The sequence below is a fragment of the Candidatus Eisenbacteria bacterium genome (genome assembly GCA_018831195.1).
In the GTDB taxonomy this organism is placed as follows: Bacteria; Eisenbacteria; RBG-16-71-46; order CAIMUX01; family JAHJDP01; genus JAHJDP01.
The window spans coordinates 1-15,900 of the sequence record JAHJDP010000098.1 but is presented as its reverse complement, the minus strand read 5'-3'; the positions used below and the strand labels follow the sequence as shown (position 1 = coordinate 15,900).

The window sequence follows — 15,900 nt, the reverse complement described above, 5'->3', positions numbered from 1 at the left end:
GGCGGACGGCATGAATATTTTCAAGACAGCACGGCTGAGTGTGAGAACGGCGGCGCCTGAAGATGCCGGTTTTCTATACCACCTCTGGACTCACCCTGATGTCATGCACAATGTCGGATTTCCCAATGGGCTAAAAATCACCAAGGAGGAGATTCTCAGAAAGATTACAGATCAGGAGAACGTCCGCCGGGAGAAAGCCAAGCAACAGATCACCAACCCCAATAACACCGTCTACGACCGCTATCTCGTCATCACGCTGCAGGGTACTGATGACTTGATCGGCGAATGCAAGCTTGGTTATCCCAACAACCAAGGTATCGCTACCACTGATGTTAAAATTCTCCCTGAATATTGGGGGCACAAATATGGAAGCGAGATCAAACGGGGGTTACTGAAGTTCCTGTTTGAGAATACGGTCTGTATAGCGGTCGAAGCGACGCCGAATGTTTCAAATGCCGCCTCAATAAAAATGCAGGAGGCCGCCGGCGGTGTCCGGGTCGGCGAAGGCACTTATTATTTTCCAGAGAAAATGAAAGATTTTACAAGACCTGTTCATCATTATATTTATCGCGTGACGCGGGAAGCATGGGAGCGGCATAAATAAATGGGGAGACCCCGAAGTGGGCGCCTCCCCGGATTTCAAGATTTCTTAGGCCGGCTATCTCAACAGCACAACCTTTCGCGACAGAGATGAAACGCCGTCATCAATATTGATGAAGTAGGCGCCCGGCTTCAAAGATACACCGGCGTTGTCAGAACCATCCCAGACAAGGTGATGTTGTCCTTGGACAGCCAGGCCGTCTTTGAGCATGGCGACCCGGCGTCCCGCAATGTCGTGCACGGTAACGCGAATGGGGGCCGGCCGCCACACATCAAAGACAAGCGAGACGCCTGAGTGCGACGGGTTTGGAAAGGCTTGGAAATTCCGATCGGGTGCCGATGTGCTCTCTACGCCCGCGGATGGCTCGAGATGGTAGCGAAGCGAAAGAATATCACTATCCGAGAAGGCCAGATAAGTATAACCGACGACATAGATATCACCCCGGTCACTGACGGCCAGCGCCGTACCCTCATCAGTTAAATGGTCAATCGAGTCGTAGCGCTCGACCCAAAGCTCTTCGCCCGTATCGGGATCGAGGGCAAGGGTCGTTACATCCCAGCCTGTTCCTGTGCCGTCGCTGAAGCCACTCACGATAACGTTGCCGTTGGGACCCTCGGCGACGCATGAAGCGAGATCATACCAGCCCGGTGGGCCGTCATAGTCGCTGGCCCAAATCAAATCGCCGTTGGAGGGGTCGAATTTCAGGACCATATAATTGCCGCTTGTCACGCCGACAACAAGGATATTGCCGTCTGAATCACAGATCATGTTGCGTGGATCATCAGGCCCGGATTCTTCCGAATTGTATTGGATGTCCCAAAGAAGTTCGCCGTCGGCCGCGGCGTAACGGTGCACTACGACATCATACGATGCGGCGCCGGCCCACGTCCGGCTCGCTACAAGGACGTCACCGTTGTCACAAATCTCAAGCCAGCCGATCGGCTGCATAATATTGCTCACCGCGCCGAGAACCGTCTTCGTCCAAATCACATCGCCGGTCGTGCGATTGAGTTTAAATGTGCAGTAGTTTGCCGGATCCTCAGTGTTGGTTGTTATCCCCGTGATGACGGGGTTGTCATCGGGGCCCACCGCAATCGCCCAGGCACGATCCTCCAGATCGGCTGTTCCACCGGCATATTCTATCCAATCAATTTCGCCATCGAATGCTGCGAATCTCATGATAAGAATATCGTCGCCATGCGAACCGTTGTCAGCTCGGCCGGTTATATAGGCGTTTCCATCGCTGTCACAAGCAATGGCAAAAGCGGTCTCGTCTAAGCTGGTTTGGTAATGCTGGGACCAGAGAACCTCCCCGGTCGCACCGTCCACTTTAAGGACGATGACATCATCGCCGTGGCTTCACCCCTCGCATCCGGCGACATAGCCGGCGACGAGCAAATTTCCGAATCCGTCCCAAACCATTCCGGACAGCTCGACATCGTTCTGATCGTTGATCGCCCAGGTTGCGGTCCAAAGTGTGGTTCCCGTTTCGCGATCCAGCAGGCGGACGATCAGATCCGTTCCGCCGACAAGGTCCGACCGGGAGCCACCGACAACGAGATTTCCATCGGCGTCGGTTAGAGCCGCCGTGCCGACATCCCGATATTGAGCCCCTCCGTCATAGAGCATGTCCCACTCGAAGGTCGGGTCTCCCAATACGGGCGCGGCACAGAACAGAGCAAACACGACGAGGCCGACGGTCATGAGTCCGAGTCTCTTCATGCTCAGGTCTCCTTGAAGGCCATCCTCACCTTTGGCTCCAGTCCCTAGGAGCCGGATGAATTTTCCTAATTGTCAGTATACCATAAAGTTTGGGAATCGGGAGGGGGATATCCCACGAAATCAATGGGATTTGAGTTTCCGCGGATCGTTCTCAATCCGCCGCATCGAGCGGCCCGAATGAATGCATTGGCTTAACGAGTTTCGGGGATAGCAGATAGCCTGAGTTGAGATTTAGCCCGAGGGAGGGTAGGGGTAGAATAGGCAAGACCGGGCCGCGAAGGGCGTCTTGGGAAGGAGGAAGTAGAAACTTGATCGCCGTCACCCGAGGGGTCAGCCCCAATATCGGCCGTTGCGAGTTGTCACATATCGAAAGAGAACCGTTGGATTTCGAGATGGCGGTCAAGCAGCATCGGCATTATGAGGATTGTCTCAAGGCTCTCGGCTGTGAGGTGCGGCGTCTTCCCGCATTGGATGAATTCCCCGATGCGGTTTTTGTAGAAGATACGGCGATTGTATTGGATGAAATGGCGATCATGACGCGGCCCGGGGCCGCCTCGCGAAGGGGCGAGGTGGCATCGGTTGCCGCAGCGCTGAAACCGTACAGAAATCTCACCGTTATAGAATCCCCGGGGCTTCTGGACGGCGGTGATGTTTTGCGAATAGGAAAGAGAATTTATGTCGGATTGTCAATGCGCAGTAATCCCGAGGCCGTAGAGCAGTTACACAATATTCTCGATCCGTACGGTTATACGATAACAAGTGTTTCGATGAAGGATTGTCTTCATTTAAAATCTGCGGCAACGCAGATCGCGGAGAACAAGCTGTTGATCAACAGAGAATGGGTGGATGCAAAGGATTTTGAAGCCGCCGGCCTTTTGGATGTTGATATGATTGATGTCGATCCCGCGGAACCCTTTGCCGCCAACGCCCTGATGATCGGTCGGGCCGTCGTTTATCCGGCCGCCTTCCCCAAGACCCGGTCCCGCCTGGAGTCGCAGGGCATTCTTATTAGGGTCGTCGATACCTCGGAGCTGGCCAAAGCCGAGGGTGGCGTGACCTGTTGCAGCCTGATTTTTACGGCCTGATCCAAGATGGGTTTCTCCGGCGGAGGCCTTCGCCGCCCGAACCATCCGGCCGGAAATCGAGATGAGAAAGGAAGCCTCATGGGGCGCATTCAAATCCATTATCCAGAAACGACGCTGTACATTCATCGCATACCGATTCGCATCACCGATCTGAACTATGGCAATCATCTGGCGCATGATGTGCTGGTTTCGATACTACACGAAGCCCGGGCGCGATTCTTCAAAGCCTATGCGATGGAAGAGGGCGACATTGACGGGATGGGGATACTGATTGTCGATCTCGGCGTTATATATCGTTCACAGGTATTCTATGGACAAACACTGGAGGTTGAGGTCGCGATAAGTGATGTGGCCTCAAGGGGATGCGATTTGGTCTACCGTGTCAGCGATCAGGAGAGCGGCAAACTGGTTGCCACCGCAAAGACCGGAATTGTATTTTTCGACTACAAGAAGAATTGTGTTGTCGGGATACCTGAAAGTTTCAAAGCGCTGATAAACAAAAATGGAAAGCCAAGAGAGTAAAACCTTATGAAGGAAGAGATTCTTTCGATCGGCCCGGAACAATTGTCAACCTATGCGTCGATCCCCATCCGCTTTGAGGTCAATACGGAACTGCGCGCCCGCCAGATCGACGGGGGTCTTGGTGGTATCAAGCTCGAAGAGATTCCGGTTTCTTCGCCTTACATGAAGGATTACGACGCGTTGGATCATTCAGGGCCGGAAAATTGGCCAAAGAAATTTAATGTACAACATTGGGGCTTCTTTCTTATGCTGCTTGACGGACAGCCATCCGGCGGCGCCGCGGTCGCGGTGAAGTCCGACACCGTACATATGCTCGAGGGCCGGAACGACCTGGCTGTTTTATGGGATCTTCGCATCGCGCCGGATGTCCGAAATCAAGGATTCGGGGGAAAGTTATTTCAGTATGCGTTGAGCTGGGCGAAAGCGAGGCATTACCGGCAAATGAAGATTGAGACCCAGAATATCAATGTTCCGGCATGCAAATTCTATATGATGCAGGGATGCCATCTCGGCGCCATTCATCGATACGGTTATGCCGCCGTACCGGCCGTGGCTCATGAAGCGATGCTTTTTTGGTATATCGATCTGGATTAGAATCCTGTTCCTATCGTGATGACTCTCTATGCCATCATCCCTTAACAGCCCTGATACAGAGGAACGATGGTTTTCGCATGAGCCGTTCGTATTCTTCTGGGTCGGCCGCCCTATATTCCTTGGTCGGTTGCATCTCCAGAATCTTATCGAATCTGAAGCCCGTCTCGGCCAGGGGATTCAAGATTTCACTCAAGGGCCGGCAATACCATTCCACAACCGGATTCGGCTCGCCGAATCCCGTCCAAGTCCACGCTTTGAGTTCGGTGGAAAAGTAATCGCGATCGGGGAAGAGACGAACATCATTGGTCGGATGGCCCATGGAGAAGACCAGGATACCGGATTGAGCCAGCAGCCGGTAAAACTCGCCAAGAGGCTTGCTAAGGTCGGGAATGTAATCAAATACCAGGGAGCAGAGCACAAGATCGAAAGAGCCGTCCGGAAATTCCAGGGGTTCGTTCAGATCCGCTTGTCTGACATCGACGCGGTTCCCAAGCCTGCGGCGGGCGATTTCAACAAATCTCGGTGTGACATCGACGGATTTAACGAGGGCGCCCTGTTCGAGAAGCCATTCGGAGTTGTGACCGGGGCCGCATCCCGCATCCAGGACTCTCTTGTTCCTAACCGGAGGCAGAAGCGACAGCGTCGCCGGCCGTTCCAGATAAGCATTATGCGGTTTTGTTTCGACCGCGGCGGCGTAGCGATCGGCGAAGGGGGTATAATTCCGCTCGCCGAGTGAATTCGCGCTGTCACTATCCGTCATGTGTCAAATCCTCATAGGGTCCTTCGAAGAAGAGGGTCTAAAGAGGTTCTAATGTAGCATCCGGTGGAAGCTCCGGACAAGACCCCGGCGGGCCTGCTCTCAACGGCCGAAAACTGCTTGAAATCCCGCCCTTTTTGAAGAATTCTAGAGGTCTGAAGACTCCCCTATGGTATTCAGAAGGACCCAACCGCCATGGAGGCCGCGATGAATCTTCCAATCTACCAAATCGACGCTTTCACCGAGAGTTGTTTTGGAGGCAATCCCGCAGGGGTCGTCCTCCTTGATGAAGAGATGCCCGATTACATCCAACAGGCCATTGCCGCGGAAAACAATCTTTCCGAGACGGCATTCGTTCTGCCGAATGGTTCAAATTACAAGCTGCGGTGGTTTACTCCGACAATGGAGATTGATCTTTGCGGGCATGCGACTCTGGCGTCGGCTTTCGTTCTCTACAATGAGGGACGCGCCGCCAGCGACAAGATATGTTTTGAAACGCAAAGCGGTCTCCTGACAGTGACAAAATCCGGGGATTATCTATACCTGAATTTCCCCGCGAGACCGGCGAAACCCGCCTCCGTGGAACCCGATTTGGTAAAGGCGCTGGGCGCCAAGCCGAGTGAAGTTCATCTCGCGCGCGATCTCATGGCGGTATTCGATTCGGCATCCGAAATTGTGGAGATGGAGCCCGATTTTCAAGCCATCGCCGCACTGGAGGCCTTTTCCGTCATTGTAACCGCCCCGGGCGATGACGTCGATTTTGTCTCCCGTTTCTTTGTGCCGAAGGGGGGTATCAATGAGGATCCGGTGACGGGGTCGGCGCATTGCACATTGATCCCCTATTGGGCCAAAAGGTTGAACAAAAATGAGCTGACGGCGCGACAGGTTTCCGCCCGCGGCGGCGATCTCCTTTGCAAGCTTGAGGGAGATCGTGTCATTATCGGCGGCCAGGCAGTCGAGTATATGCGCGGCGAGATTGTTTGTTAAAGGGAACGCACCTGGGAGAAAAACGCATGGATGGAGAGACATTCAAACGAAGGCTTGTTTCACTCTGTATGAAAGACCTGCCAGGTTTACCAAAAAAAGAAGAAGACCGGCATGTACTGCTGAAAAGCATCGTTTTGACGATGAATCCCCAAAAGGAATACTCGCACAAAGAACTTCAGGAGATACTCATCGAATGGCTCGAGGGTGTCGGCCGGTCTGTCGGATCGGATCACGCCGCCCTGCGGCGCGAGATGGTCGATGACGGATTTCTCACCCGCGATCCGGCCGGGACGACGTACAAGATAAATTCCCAGGCGCCGGTAAACAGCGCGTTCGATGAAACCGTCGAATCGATCGATACCGTTGCCGCGGTGGAAGAGGGCAGGCGGCTTAAAGCGGAAAAGAAGCGGCAGTTCATGCAGACGAAACAGGGTAAAGGCGCGAGCGGCTGAAATAATGGATAAGCACAAAAGGGAGCATCGGAGGCCCTAAAACCTTCGGCCGCTGAGAAGATGGAACATTGACGCCTGGGATTTCGTCTCTACCATTGTCGCCGGACTTCGACCCATAACCTGATCTGCCTTGGGAGAAATCTGATGAAATTCCCCGATCAATATTCTGTGTTATTTCTAATTTTGTTAATTAGCGCAACTTTTGTGTGTGCCGCCCCGGTGGATGCCGCCTTGAACCTTGGAGCAGACGACGCCGGGATCTGCTTCGGTAACTCACCATATCACAATGGAATACGGATTAACTTCATCGACGAGGATATCAGGGAGATTAATGGCCTCAATATCACCTTCTGGAAAGCGCGAGATAATCGTCATTCCGTCATCAACGGCATCGCGTTCGGTTTGGCCGCTCCCGAGGCAAGGGAAATAGAAGGTCTGGCACTTGGTGTGGGGGGCATCGCCGCCGACCAGCTCGAAGGGGTCGGGATTGCTGGTTTCGGAATCGGGTGTGACCATATCACCGGGCTGGGACTGTCCGGTTTTGGGATCGGGGCGGATGACAGCTTCGATGGCATTGGAATCGCTGGGATCGGCATCGGCGGCGGGCAGATGACCGGGCTCTTTTTGAGCGGCATCGGCGTCGGATGTGATGACAATCTCACCGGCATCGCCGTGAGCGGCGTCGGCGTTGGATGTGAAGACGATCTCACCGGCATCGCCATCGGCGCGGTTGGTGTCGGTGGCGGCAATTCGGTGCGTGGATTGGCGCTGGGCGGATTGGGCGTCGGCGCGGGCGGCAATTTTACCGGCATCGGCGCTGGGGTTTTTGGTGTCGGGGCGGGCGCATCCTTCACAGGGATCGGCATCGGCGGATTGGGCGTCGGCGCGGGCCGAGACTTTACAGGGATCGGCATCGGCGGTCTTGGGATCGGGGCGGGCAAGAGCTTTACCGGCCTCGGCATCGGCGGTCTTGGGATCGGGGCGGGGGAGCAGTTCACCGGTATTGGGATCGGCGGTATCGGTGTCGGCGCGGGTGAAACATTAAGAGGATTGGCAATCGGTGGTGTCGGCGTTGGGAGCATTGAGATCGTAGGGGTCGCTCTTGCGGGATTGGAATTAAAGGCCGAGGAGTTCACCGGATTCGGTACCGGCGCCTACTGCCGGATCAAGGGCGAGTGCACCGGTTTGACAATCGGTCTCTTGAATATGGCCGAGACGCTGAATGGAGTCCAACTCGGGCTCTTGAATAACGCTAAGAACAATCCGGCGGGGCTGCAGTGGCTGCCGTTGATAAATGTTCATATCGACTAATTTGAACCTGCTGCAATAAACTCGAGAAATCCCCACTCTTTGATGCAAGATAGAATATGATATCTGTGCATTCCTGATGCGGCTATTTGAAATTTCACCGCGAAACCCCAGGGAGGTGCGCCATGAAACCTTGGCATGAGGATGATTCTTTCTGGAAAGACGTGGAGGATGTCTTGTTTCCGGAGCGGCGCCGAGAGATCGCTGCGGGAGAAATCGAAAATGTCATCGCCCGGCTGGATCTTAAACCCGGATCACACATCCTCGATCTGTGCTGCGGCGTCGGCCGCCACTCCATTGAGCTGGCAAAACGCGGCTTCCGGGTGACGGCGGTTGACCGCACAAAGAAATATCTGGATGCCGCCCGGGAGCGCGCGTCGAAGGAAGGACTTGGCATCGAGTTTGTCCATGAGGATATGCGGGAATTCATGCGGGCAAACGCCTATGACGCCGCGATCAATATGTACACATCATTCGGCTATTTTCGCGATCCGGCGGATGATGAAAAGGTTCTCGGCAATCTCTACCGTTCTATCCGTCCCGGCGGCCGGCTGCTCATGGATCTGATGGGAAAGGAGATCCTGGCGCGGATGTTTAAAGAACGGGATTGGTATGAAGGCGACGGGTTTATCATTCTTGAGGAACGGGAAGTTAAGGAAAGTTGGAGTTGGATTGAGAATCGCTGGATTATCCTCAGAGACGGCGAGCGGAAGGATCTTCACCTTTCACATCGTCTCTACTCCGCGGCCGAACTCCAAGGGCTGATGAAAAGCGCGGGATTCCGCACGACCGAGGCTTTCGGTGACTTGGAGGGAGGCCCCTACAATCATCAGGCGAAGCGGCTGGTGGTTGTGGCCAAGAAGTAGTTAATTTAAAAATGGCATGCAAACGGCCCGGGGAAAACCCGGGCCGTTGTCTTTTAACGCTTGACCGCCACAAAAATCAATTCGCCGGGATAGATCGAGCCATACGGTTTTCTCTCGTAGTCGGCGTAGAGATTTTCCACCTCGAATCCGGTGCGATGAAGCAGGTGTTCCGCTTCATAACGGAACAGGTACCTCATTTTAAAGGCGTGCACCAGGCGTTCCTCCCGGCCGTCCGGATGCGTGACATAGTATATGATTTCGACGTGATTCACCTGATGGAAAGGATCATGCGCCGTCCGTCTCATCCGGCGGACAACACGACGCCCATCCGGCATTTGAATTTCAGGTTCATCGCCCCACTCCGCCTCGAATTCCTTTTCGATGAGTATGGAGAGGTTTGGGTTGAACAAATCGACAATGAGCCGGCCGCCATCCTCTAGATGACGATGAATCGACTGAAGACAGGCGAGCTGAGCATCCGTCGTCAACAGATGCTGAAAGGGGCGGAAGGGGATGGTGGCGAGGGAAAACTTCCGTCCCAACTCAAAGTCGCACATATCGGCATTGATGAGTTTTGTTCTTTGGATAACGTCTTCCGGTTCCTTGGCGAGGGTTTCCTGACAGGTCGCGAGCATCGCCTCGGCAAGATCGAGACCGACGATTTCAACCCCGGCCCGTGCCGTGGGGATTAATACGCGGCCCGTGCCGCAACCGATCTCAAGGACCGGGCCGCCGGAACGCCTGGCCTCGTCGATGTAGAAGGCGACATCGGGACGCTCTTTATAGGGATCAACATAATCGTAGAATTCCGAGACGAAGGAATATTCGTCATATCCTCCTGTAGGATCCATTGCGGTCTCCTCCATGCGGTCATATGCCGATAATCACCGACCCGGGAAGGTTGTATGGGAACTCCGCTTCGCCGTTTTCTCTATCTTATCGGGCCAGGCGTATTGTTTTCAGCTTATCTAAGATTGCACACTCTCTGTCACATTTCTGCAACATTTACGACCGATGAATTTCTGGGAAACCCGGTGAGGGGTTTTGGGAGTCTATATGATAGTTAACCAGTTGGAGGTGCGACATGGAGGTGTCAGGAATAGGGATGGGACTGGACCTGCAGAAAATGCAGGAAATGATGCAGGTGGGACAGCAGATGCGGACACAGATGGAGGGGATTTTTCAAGAGGCGGCAGGGGATGTCGGTGTCAGCCTCGATATATCAGAACCGGGAAAGGGGTTCAGTGTGATGATGTCCCTTCTTGAAACCGAGCCCGAGAAATTCAAGGAGTTGATGAATAACATCGCTGACAAATTGACCGAAGCGGCGGAGGAGGCGGAGGGGCCGCAACAGCAGTTCCTGGCCGATCTGGCGGAGCGCTTCCGGGAAACAGCCGAGACAGGGGATCTATCGAACCTCCCGCGCCCGGGTGAGGGGATGCATGGAAAACCGGGAATGTATGCCCCTAATGGAGAAGCGGTCACACCGCTTGAGGGAACCGGAATCGATGAGGAGGAGATCTGGTCCATGATCATTCAGGCGATGGACGAGATTGAACAAAACAACGGCTAGTTAGGCGGTGATGATGTAGACCTCATTATCTGCGCGGGCGGCTTCGGATACTCGAAGTCCGCCCGCCCCTTCCATGAAACAGCTGCCGGGCATGCTTTGCCATATCATTGGCGCTTCGGATGAAGATCAGCGAGGTTCAAGGCGGGAAGGCCGGGGGCGAGCCAGGCCGACCCGCGGGGGTTCATATGTTGGGCAAGATTCACGGTTCTATTTCAAGAGGAGGATGGCAGTGCCCGTCCGATATACATTCTCTGGAAACCTCTTTCGGATCAACTTAGAAGGATCCCATACGCCGGAAGATATAATAGAGACGTTTAATGCCGCGCTTGATGACCCGCTGCTTCCGAGCGACGCAAGATTCCTTCTCGATGTCAGGCGATTCGCGGATATGCCGATTCATTATGGGCTCAGCAGAATGGGTGCAACCGTTGCTGAAATGCGCGGCGCAGACATAGAAGTGTTCACCAGCATGGACGATGCCAAGTCGTGGCTTGGCGTTGTCGCCGAGGAGAGCATAGAGTAATCGGTACTCGATACCGCCCGGCTTTGCATAAACCTGGCGGCCGTCCTCCCAGATCAATCCAACCACAAGATCCAGATTTCCAAGCTGCCGCCCCGGTTCGATGCGAATGCGATGCGGCCGCCGTCCGGGGACCACGCTGGGGATTCATCCCAAGCTTCATCGGTTGTCAGCTGGATAAAATCCCCACCCGAGTCAGACATGGTCCAAATGTTATAGTCGTCGCTGCGCCGATTGGAATAGATGGCGATCCGAGCGCCATCCGGGGAGTAACAAGGTCCCATGTTGTGAATCGAGGCCACTTCAGTCAGCAGCCGGATGGGGTTTCCTCCGTCGACCGGCATCTGCCAAATCTCCCAGCGGTAGTTGCGGCCGCAGCCATAAACGATGCGGGTTCCATCGGGCGACCAGGCAGGATCGTAATTTAAAATCTCCCCTTCGCTGCTGATCAGCAACGCGGGGGTCCCACCCGCTGAAGGAATCAGGTAAATGTCGGTCGGCGAAACTAAGGACCATAGCCTCCCTGCCTGGTAAACGATCTGCGTTCCATCCGGGGACCAAGCGCATGACTGTATGGGAAAACCTTCGTGACCGGCCAATAGAGCCGGTGATGAGCCGTCGTCCGCATTCATGACCCAGAGCTCACTTTCGCCACCTCCACGATCGGAAACAAAGGCGATCTTCTGGCCATCCGGCGACCAAGCCGGTCGATTGGGGAAAAACGCGTGCGTGTCGTGTCCGGGGTCGTCGGTCAACTGGATAGCCTGCTCACCATAACCCACGGGTATCCGGTAAACTTCCCAGTCGCCGGTCCAGTTTGCGCTGAAGGCGATCTGCTCGCCGTTGGGCGACCACGTCGGCGCCGTTGCGCGAAAACCTGTGCCGCCATAGGTCAACTGCTGCGGGGATCCTGTTGTGACGCTCGTGACATTTGACAAATCCGACCATGTTGGCGTTTCGTCGGCGCACTTCATCGCGAAGAAGTAGGTCGTCCCGCGCACGAGACCGGTGACCGCGAAGGACTCCGCTGTTCCTGCGCCACCGGGTGGATCTACATCGGGCACCTGGGTCGCGAAGCTCCATGTTTCATCCGTGATGGGATCCGTGTCATAGCGAAGATCGTACAAGACGACCGCGCCACCACCCTGGGCGGAGCCGCTATCGGGGGCCGTCCAGGTGAGGATGGCGCTCTCCGGCGTCGCCCAGCCGATGGCGAGATCGGTCACCATGGAGGGCGCTTCGACGCCACCGACAAAGGCGCTGGCCACATTAGACAAATCCGACCAATTCGGAACCTCATCAGCGGTCTTGATGGCGAAATACCATACGCCGTCCGTAAATCCGGAGAGTTCCAGCGATTCCAACCGGCCGGCCTCTTTGGGAATCATGGAGGTGTCTGTGGGTGTCGCGTTATCCCATTGGCCTTCAGATATCGCCGCCGCCATGAAGCGAATGTCATACAATGAGGCCTGCCCGAGGTATCCGTCGTCCCCAGGCGCGTTCCATCTGAGAGTGATCACACCTCCCGCGGAAGCCGCGGCTGTTAGATTGTCGACGATATCAGGTGGCGTTGTGTCGGTTGGCAGGGGTTCTGTGCCATTATCATCACTGCACGCCGGTAACAGGAACAGAAGAATAGACAATCCGTACGATAGGCGTCTCATGACCTGGCTCTCCTTTGAAAGCCCCCCCCGGTTAGACGGGACTTAGGATACCATGGATCGGGTGTGGGTCAAACGCCTTTTCTCTGAAGAAGAGTTTTACGATGAAGCAGAGGGTCCGCCATGCAGCAACGCTATAGCCTGCAGCTGGATACGGGGACTATTCGGAGCTGATCCCTCTCACCCGCCAGGCCGAGGGTGTAGAGCGGTGGATAACGAAGATTCGAGAATTTGAAGAACGCTATGAGAAGATCCCCGGCGACCCGCACGTCTCATATTAATTGCCGCGATGAACCGCTGTGGGTTCGTGCGACCAAAGTGGGTTTCAGCGGAGGATCGAATTTGTAAGTGACATGCACGACGGCCTGCTTCTTCCCGCCTTCCTCAACTGTCTCCACCCGGATTTGTTCAACCAGGGTCTCGACGATCTCCCGCTTAAGCTCCCACGTCAAGGTGCCGTCCAGACGCCCGTTCAGCTCGCGCAGGAGCGTCTCGGCCGAGTCGATGCCGGTCTTGGCGTCAGTCACGCCGCACAAGCGCTCTCGTGCCGTCTCCAGGGCAGCCTTAAGCTCGCCCCGCTCCGTCTCTATCGCCTTTATCTGCCGATCAAGGATTGCTGGCTCAATTGTGCCGCGCCTGTATAACGTTACGATCCGTTCCCGCTCCTCATCCTTCCCGGCCAGCTGACCTTCGATCAGATCCACCTGTTGACGGCACTTGGCAGCATGATCCTCAACACTCTCCAGCTGCCCGGTAAGTGTTTCGAGGATCGGTCCGGGGTTGCGCAGGAATGTTTCAAGATCGGCCCAGATAACATTTTCAAACTTGCCGGGAAGGTTTTTGGAGGGGCATAATTCGCCGCGTTTGCCGTAGAAACCCCGGGGCTGAGACTTGCCGTTGCAACGATAATAGATCCTCATTCCATGATCATTGGATCCGCTGTAGTTGAGGCCGCAGGTGTCACATTTGATCAGGCTCTTGAGCAGGTAGTGTACGGAAGCCGTTCGAGGAGTCCAGCGGCAATTCTTTTGCAGTGTCTTCTGAGCCTTTTCCCAGGTTTCACTATCAATGATTGCCGGGACCTCGCGTTCAATGACATCCCGTTTCTTTTTGGTTCGCCGCCCATACTGATGCAACCCTCGGTATGTTGTGTTGACAAGGATATTCCGGATCCTGCCGGGCCACCAGATTCCTGCGGTGTTCTGCTTCCGCTTGCCCCTGAGTGGCACGCGCCCATCTTTTACATAGGACGGTGGGATATTGAGCATGTTGAGGCGCCGGGCGATCTCGGTACTGGACCGGCCCTCATTTGCCGAGAGATGGTAAATCATACGGATCACATCGGCTTCGGATAGTGGCAGGCCAGGTAGAGGCTCATCAGATACAATCAACCGGGCTTCCCGCTTCTTGCCCTCGACCCTGTAGCCATATGGTGAAATCCCGCCCAGCCATGTTCCCTCCCTGGCGAGGCGTTCTGTACCCGCCCTTGAGCGTTCCAGGAAGGTTTCACGTTCCAGACCCGCGACGCCGGATAGGACCGTGACATAGAAACGGCCCGTGGCGTCTCCTGTATCGAACGGCTCGGTCATGGATTTGATCTTCACCCCGAGCTGCTCAAGCTGATCCAGTGCTTCCAGGGTGACTCTTGGGTCGCGGCCCAGACGATCGAGTCTGTAGAACAGCATGGTATCGAACCGGCCAGCCTCGGCATCCTGGAGCAGCTTGGCACCGGCGGGGCGTTTCTTGAGCGGGAGGGTACCGGTGATGCCGTCGTCTGAGTAAACATCGAAGACGCTTATTTCATGCAGCTCGCAATATTTTTCCGCGAATTGGCGCTGGGTTTGGATGGTTTGTTTCTCCCGCTGCTCTTCGGTCGAGACGCGGGCGTAGATGGCTGCTTTCACGTGAATTGTCTCCTCTGGGCCTGCATGCTTCTAACCTATTTATTTCAAGGCGATTAGAGCCTCTCGTGTCCACAATTGGCTCTGGCTGGCCAGAACATCAAGTTGAACCCGGGGCACTGCTCTCTATATGTAAAAGGGGGTTGGGAGAGGGCGATGGGGACAATTATTTTGGGTTTTGTAATAGAGCCTTGACGGATTTCCACATGGGGGGGTAGCTTGTACATATGTGGTTCCCAGGGGGGACCCAGCAGCTCTAAAGGGCGAGCGGTGAGTGCATGGCGGCTGAACCAATATCCTCATCGTTCCTGCGTCGGTGGAGCCGATCGGAAGCCCATCCATAGAGGTTCTGGTCGGCTCCATCTTTTTATTCATTGAACCGACCGGATCTCACGGGTCGCTTTTCCCGGAGGGATGGTCAGATGATAGCTGCTGCGATATCTCAACCGCCTAGGCTTCCCATTACTCCTCAGCTTCAACTCCATATAGCCTCCGGAATGGCAAAATCATGTCCATCAAGGCAATCCGACTCACAGCCCAGTCTCTTGGGCGAGGGCGAATCTGACGCTTGATGGACAATTGATTATAGACCTACCGGCTATGCACGCATAGACGAGGCGACCTGATACGTCCATTGAGAAATGAAGGAGCAACCAATGGAACATCAGATGAAGGAAGGAAAATCTAGTAATAAGTGGCATAGATCGTCCACAGAGCTACCTGAGTTCGCAACACCCTACTGCTGCAAAAGGTGCGGCATTCTTCTCACCAAGTACGACAAGAGTGGAATGACCTTTAAGCGTGGTAACTTTCAACTCCATTTATGGGGTGATGTCCATGCTGCGATGGTCTGCTATGGACGGCATTGCAGTACTCAGAATGTCATAAGTATTAATACGAATGATAATTCGCTTGGAGGAATTGACATGTAGTCCCGGTTGATCCCTCTTAAAGCAAATCACTAGAGCGCGCGGACGCCCAACATCGGCCCTATGAGCGCAAGACGCCTGACCGACAAGGCAGGGCGTCATGCGCGCAGGATCAAGGGCTCAGTGGCTTGAGCAACTTAAGAAGGAGCTGCAAAGCAATGCGTACCAAACATTATTGACGGAGTTACGAATAGAAGAATCGTTCCTGCGGCGATTCAGAACCTGGGCTGAAGTGCTTTTGTTTATGCATGGTGGGGATTCACACGATCCCCGCAAGGATTCCGTTCTATACCCAATCCTCAAGGCTCATGGCGAAGTTCCTGATCAGCGATGGGTGACCATTCTGCTGACTGTCTTTTGGCCTGGGTTGGACTCCATATTCAAGAAGAGGCGCCGCTGGGACCCGCTCGATCCCGACAGGC

The 15,900-nt window shown here is 54.8% G+C and carries 17 protein-coding genes; 10 read left to right on the top strand and 7 right to left on the bottom strand.

Translation table 11 applies throughout. The features are described 5' to 3' along the window. Window positions 1-10 precede the first annotated feature (10 nt). Window positions 11-604, top strand: a complete 594-nt coding sequence (locus KJ970_17270) for a GNAT family N-acetyltransferase (protein ID MBU2692669.1) — start codon at window positions 11-13, stop codon at window positions 602-604. 54 nt (window positions 605-658) lie between these two features. Here the strand turns inward: KJ970_17270 and KJ970_17265 are convergent, their stop codons facing one another. Together KJ970_17265 and KJ970_17260 are read right to left on the bottom strand one after the other, a co-directional pair. After that, window positions 659-1,930: a PQQ-binding-like beta-propeller repeat protein gene (locus KJ970_17265; protein ID MBU2692668.1), complete on the bottom strand. Its 1,272-nt coding sequence runs from the start codon at window positions 1,928-1,930 to the stop codon at window positions 659-661. A gap of 30 nt (window positions 1,931-1,960) precedes the next feature. Beyond that, the gene (locus tag KJ970_17260; protein MBU2692667.1) at window positions 1,961-2,323 is read right to left on the bottom strand and encodes a hypothetical protein; all 363 of its coding nucleotides are present in this window, start codon (window positions 2,321-2,323) and stop codon (window positions 1,961-1,963) included. Window positions 2,324-2,715: 392 nt separating this feature from the next. Here KJ970_17260 and KJ970_17255 point away from each other — a divergent pair, with 392 nt between their 5' ends. The 3 genes from KJ970_17255 to KJ970_17245 all read left to right on the top strand — a co-directional run bounded on the left by KJ970_17255 (window position 2,716) and on the right by KJ970_17245 (window position 4,524). Continuing rightward, entirely contained in the window at window positions 2,716-3,408 is a 693-nt protein-coding gene (locus tag KJ970_17255; GenBank protein MBU2692666.1) for a dimethylargininase, read from the top strand. A 78-nt stretch (window positions 3,409-3,486) separates the two neighbouring features. Continuing rightward, window positions 3,487-3,930: a thioesterase family protein gene (locus KJ970_17250; protein MBU2692665.1), complete on the top strand. Its 444-nt coding sequence runs from the start codon at window positions 3,487-3,489 to the stop codon at window positions 3,928-3,930. A 6-nt stretch (window positions 3,931-3,936) separates the two neighbouring features. After that, window positions 3,937-4,524: a GNAT family N-acetyltransferase gene (locus KJ970_17245; protein MBU2692664.1), complete on the top strand. Its 588-nt coding sequence runs from the start codon at window positions 3,937-3,939 to the stop codon at window positions 4,522-4,524. Window positions 4,525-4,558: 34 nt separating this feature from the next. On the opposite strand, the gene KJ970_17240 is transcribed toward KJ970_17245, so the two are convergent. Further along, window positions 4,559-5,284 (bottom strand): methyltransferase domain-containing protein, encoded by a 726-nt coding sequence (locus tag KJ970_17240; GenBank protein ID MBU2692663.1) that lies wholly within the window; start codon window positions 5,282-5,284, stop codon window positions 4,559-4,561. Between the two features lie 204 nt (window positions 5,285-5,488). On the opposite strand from KJ970_17240, the gene KJ970_17235 reads away from it, so the two are divergent. The 4 genes from KJ970_17235 (at window position 5,489) to KJ970_17220 (ending at window position 8,894) form a co-directional block, all read left to right on the top strand. After that, window positions 5,489-6,268: a PhzF family phenazine biosynthesis protein gene (locus KJ970_17235; GenBank protein ID MBU2692662.1), complete on the top strand. Its 780-nt coding sequence runs from the start codon at window positions 5,489-5,491 to the stop codon at window positions 6,266-6,268. Window positions 6,269-6,294: 26 nt separating this feature from the next. Beyond that, window positions 6,295-6,720: a DUF2087 domain-containing protein gene (locus tag KJ970_17230; protein ID MBU2692661.1), complete on the top strand. Its 426-nt coding sequence runs from the start codon at window positions 6,295-6,297 to the stop codon at window positions 6,718-6,720. Between the two features lie 168 nt (window positions 6,721-6,888). Then, a complete protein-coding gene (locus tag KJ970_17225) occupies window positions 6,889-8,031 on the top strand; it encodes a hypothetical protein (protein ID MBU2692660.1) in 1,143 nt (380 codons plus the stop codon). A gap of 122 nt (window positions 8,032-8,153) precedes the next feature. After that, a complete protein-coding gene (locus tag KJ970_17220; GenBank protein MBU2692659.1) occupies window positions 8,154-8,894 on the top strand; it encodes a class I SAM-dependent methyltransferase in 741 nt (246 codons plus the stop codon). A gap of 53 nt (window positions 8,895-8,947) precedes the next feature. Here KJ970_17220 and KJ970_17215 read toward each other — a convergent pair whose 3' ends face one another. Continuing rightward, the gene (locus KJ970_17215) at window positions 8,948-9,745 is read right to left on the bottom strand and encodes a class I SAM-dependent methyltransferase (GenBank protein ID MBU2692658.1); all 798 of its coding nucleotides are present in this window, start codon (window positions 9,743-9,745) and stop codon (window positions 8,948-8,950) included. Window positions 9,746-9,978: 233 nt separating this feature from the next. On the opposite strand from KJ970_17215, the gene KJ970_17210 reads away from it, so the two are divergent. After that, window positions 9,979-10,467, top strand: a complete 489-nt coding sequence (locus tag KJ970_17210; GenBank protein ID MBU2692657.1) for a hypothetical protein — start codon at window positions 9,979-9,981, stop codon at window positions 10,465-10,467. A gap of 274 nt (window positions 10,468-10,741) precedes the next feature. Here the strand turns inward: KJ970_17210 and KJ970_17205 are convergent, their stop codons facing one another. From KJ970_17205 to KJ970_17195, 3 genes are all read right to left on the bottom strand, one after another. Next, window positions 10,742-11,056: a hypothetical protein gene (locus KJ970_17205; protein MBU2692656.1), complete on the bottom strand. Its 315-nt coding sequence runs from the start codon at window positions 11,054-11,056 to the stop codon at window positions 10,742-10,744. Continuing rightward, window positions 11,044-12,651 carry a hypothetical protein gene (locus KJ970_17200; GenBank protein MBU2692655.1) on the bottom strand — a complete coding sequence of 536 codons (1,608 nt, stop codon included), beginning with the start codon at window positions 12,649-12,651 and terminating at the stop codon, window positions 11,044-11,046. Before KJ970_17200 ends, KJ970_17205 begins: the two co-directional genes overlap by 13 nt. A gap of 269 nt (window positions 12,652-12,920) precedes the next feature. Beyond that, entirely contained in the window at window positions 12,921-14,552 is a 1,632-nt protein-coding gene (locus tag KJ970_17195; GenBank protein MBU2692654.1) for a recombinase family protein, read from the bottom strand. A gap of 1,026 nt (window positions 14,553-15,578) precedes the next feature. Between KJ970_17195 and KJ970_17190 the strand changes: the two genes are divergently transcribed. Beyond that, a partial coding sequence (locus KJ970_17190) for a hypothetical protein (GenBank protein MBU2692653.1) occupies window positions 15,579-15,900 on the top strand: 322 nt, incomplete at its 3' end.

What these genes read in the sequence shown, in the direction of transcription:
- KJ970_17270 (MBU2692669.1), top strand. Translation starts at nt 11, where the DNA reads ATGAATATTTTCAAGACAGCACGGCTGAGTGTGAGAACGGCGGCGCCT.
- KJ970_17260 (MBU2692667.1), bottom strand. Translation starts at nt 2,323, where the DNA reads ATGAAGAGACTCGGACTCATGACCGTCGGCCTCGTCGTGTTTGCTCTG.
- KJ970_17255 (MBU2692666.1), top strand. Translation starts at nt 2,716, where the DNA reads ATGGCGGTCAAGCAGCATCGGCATTATGAGGATTGTCTCAAGGCTCTC.
- KJ970_17250 (MBU2692665.1), top strand. Translation starts at nt 3,487, where the DNA reads ATGGGGCGCATTCAAATCCATTATCCAGAAACGACGCTGTACATTCAT.
- KJ970_17245 (MBU2692664.1), top strand. Translation starts at nt 3,937, where the DNA reads ATGAAGGAAGAGATTCTTTCGATCGGCCCGGAACAATTGTCAACCTAT.
- KJ970_17240 (MBU2692663.1), bottom strand. Translation starts at nt 5,284, where the DNA reads ATGACGGATAGTGACAGCGCGAATTCACTCGGCGAGCGGAATTATACC.
- KJ970_17235 (MBU2692662.1), top strand. Translation starts at nt 5,489, where the DNA reads ATGAATCTTCCAATCTACCAAATCGACGCTTTCACCGAGAGTTGTTTT.
- KJ970_17230 (MBU2692661.1), top strand. Translation starts at nt 6,295, where the DNA reads ATGGATGGAGAGACATTCAAACGAAGGCTTGTTTCACTCTGTATGAAA.
- KJ970_17220 (MBU2692659.1), top strand. Translation starts at nt 8,154, where the DNA reads ATGAAACCTTGGCATGAGGATGATTCTTTCTGGAAAGACGTGGAGGAT.
- KJ970_17215 (MBU2692658.1), bottom strand. Translation starts at nt 9,745, where the DNA reads ATGGATCCTACAGGAGGATATGACGAATATTCCTTCGTCTCGGAATTC.
- KJ970_17210 (MBU2692657.1), top strand. Translation starts at nt 9,979, where the DNA reads ATGGAGGTGTCAGGAATAGGGATGGGACTGGACCTGCAGAAAATGCAG.
- KJ970_17200 (MBU2692655.1), bottom strand. Translation starts at nt 12,651, where the DNA reads ATGAGACGCCTATCGTACGGATTGTCTATTCTTCTGTTCCTGTTACCG.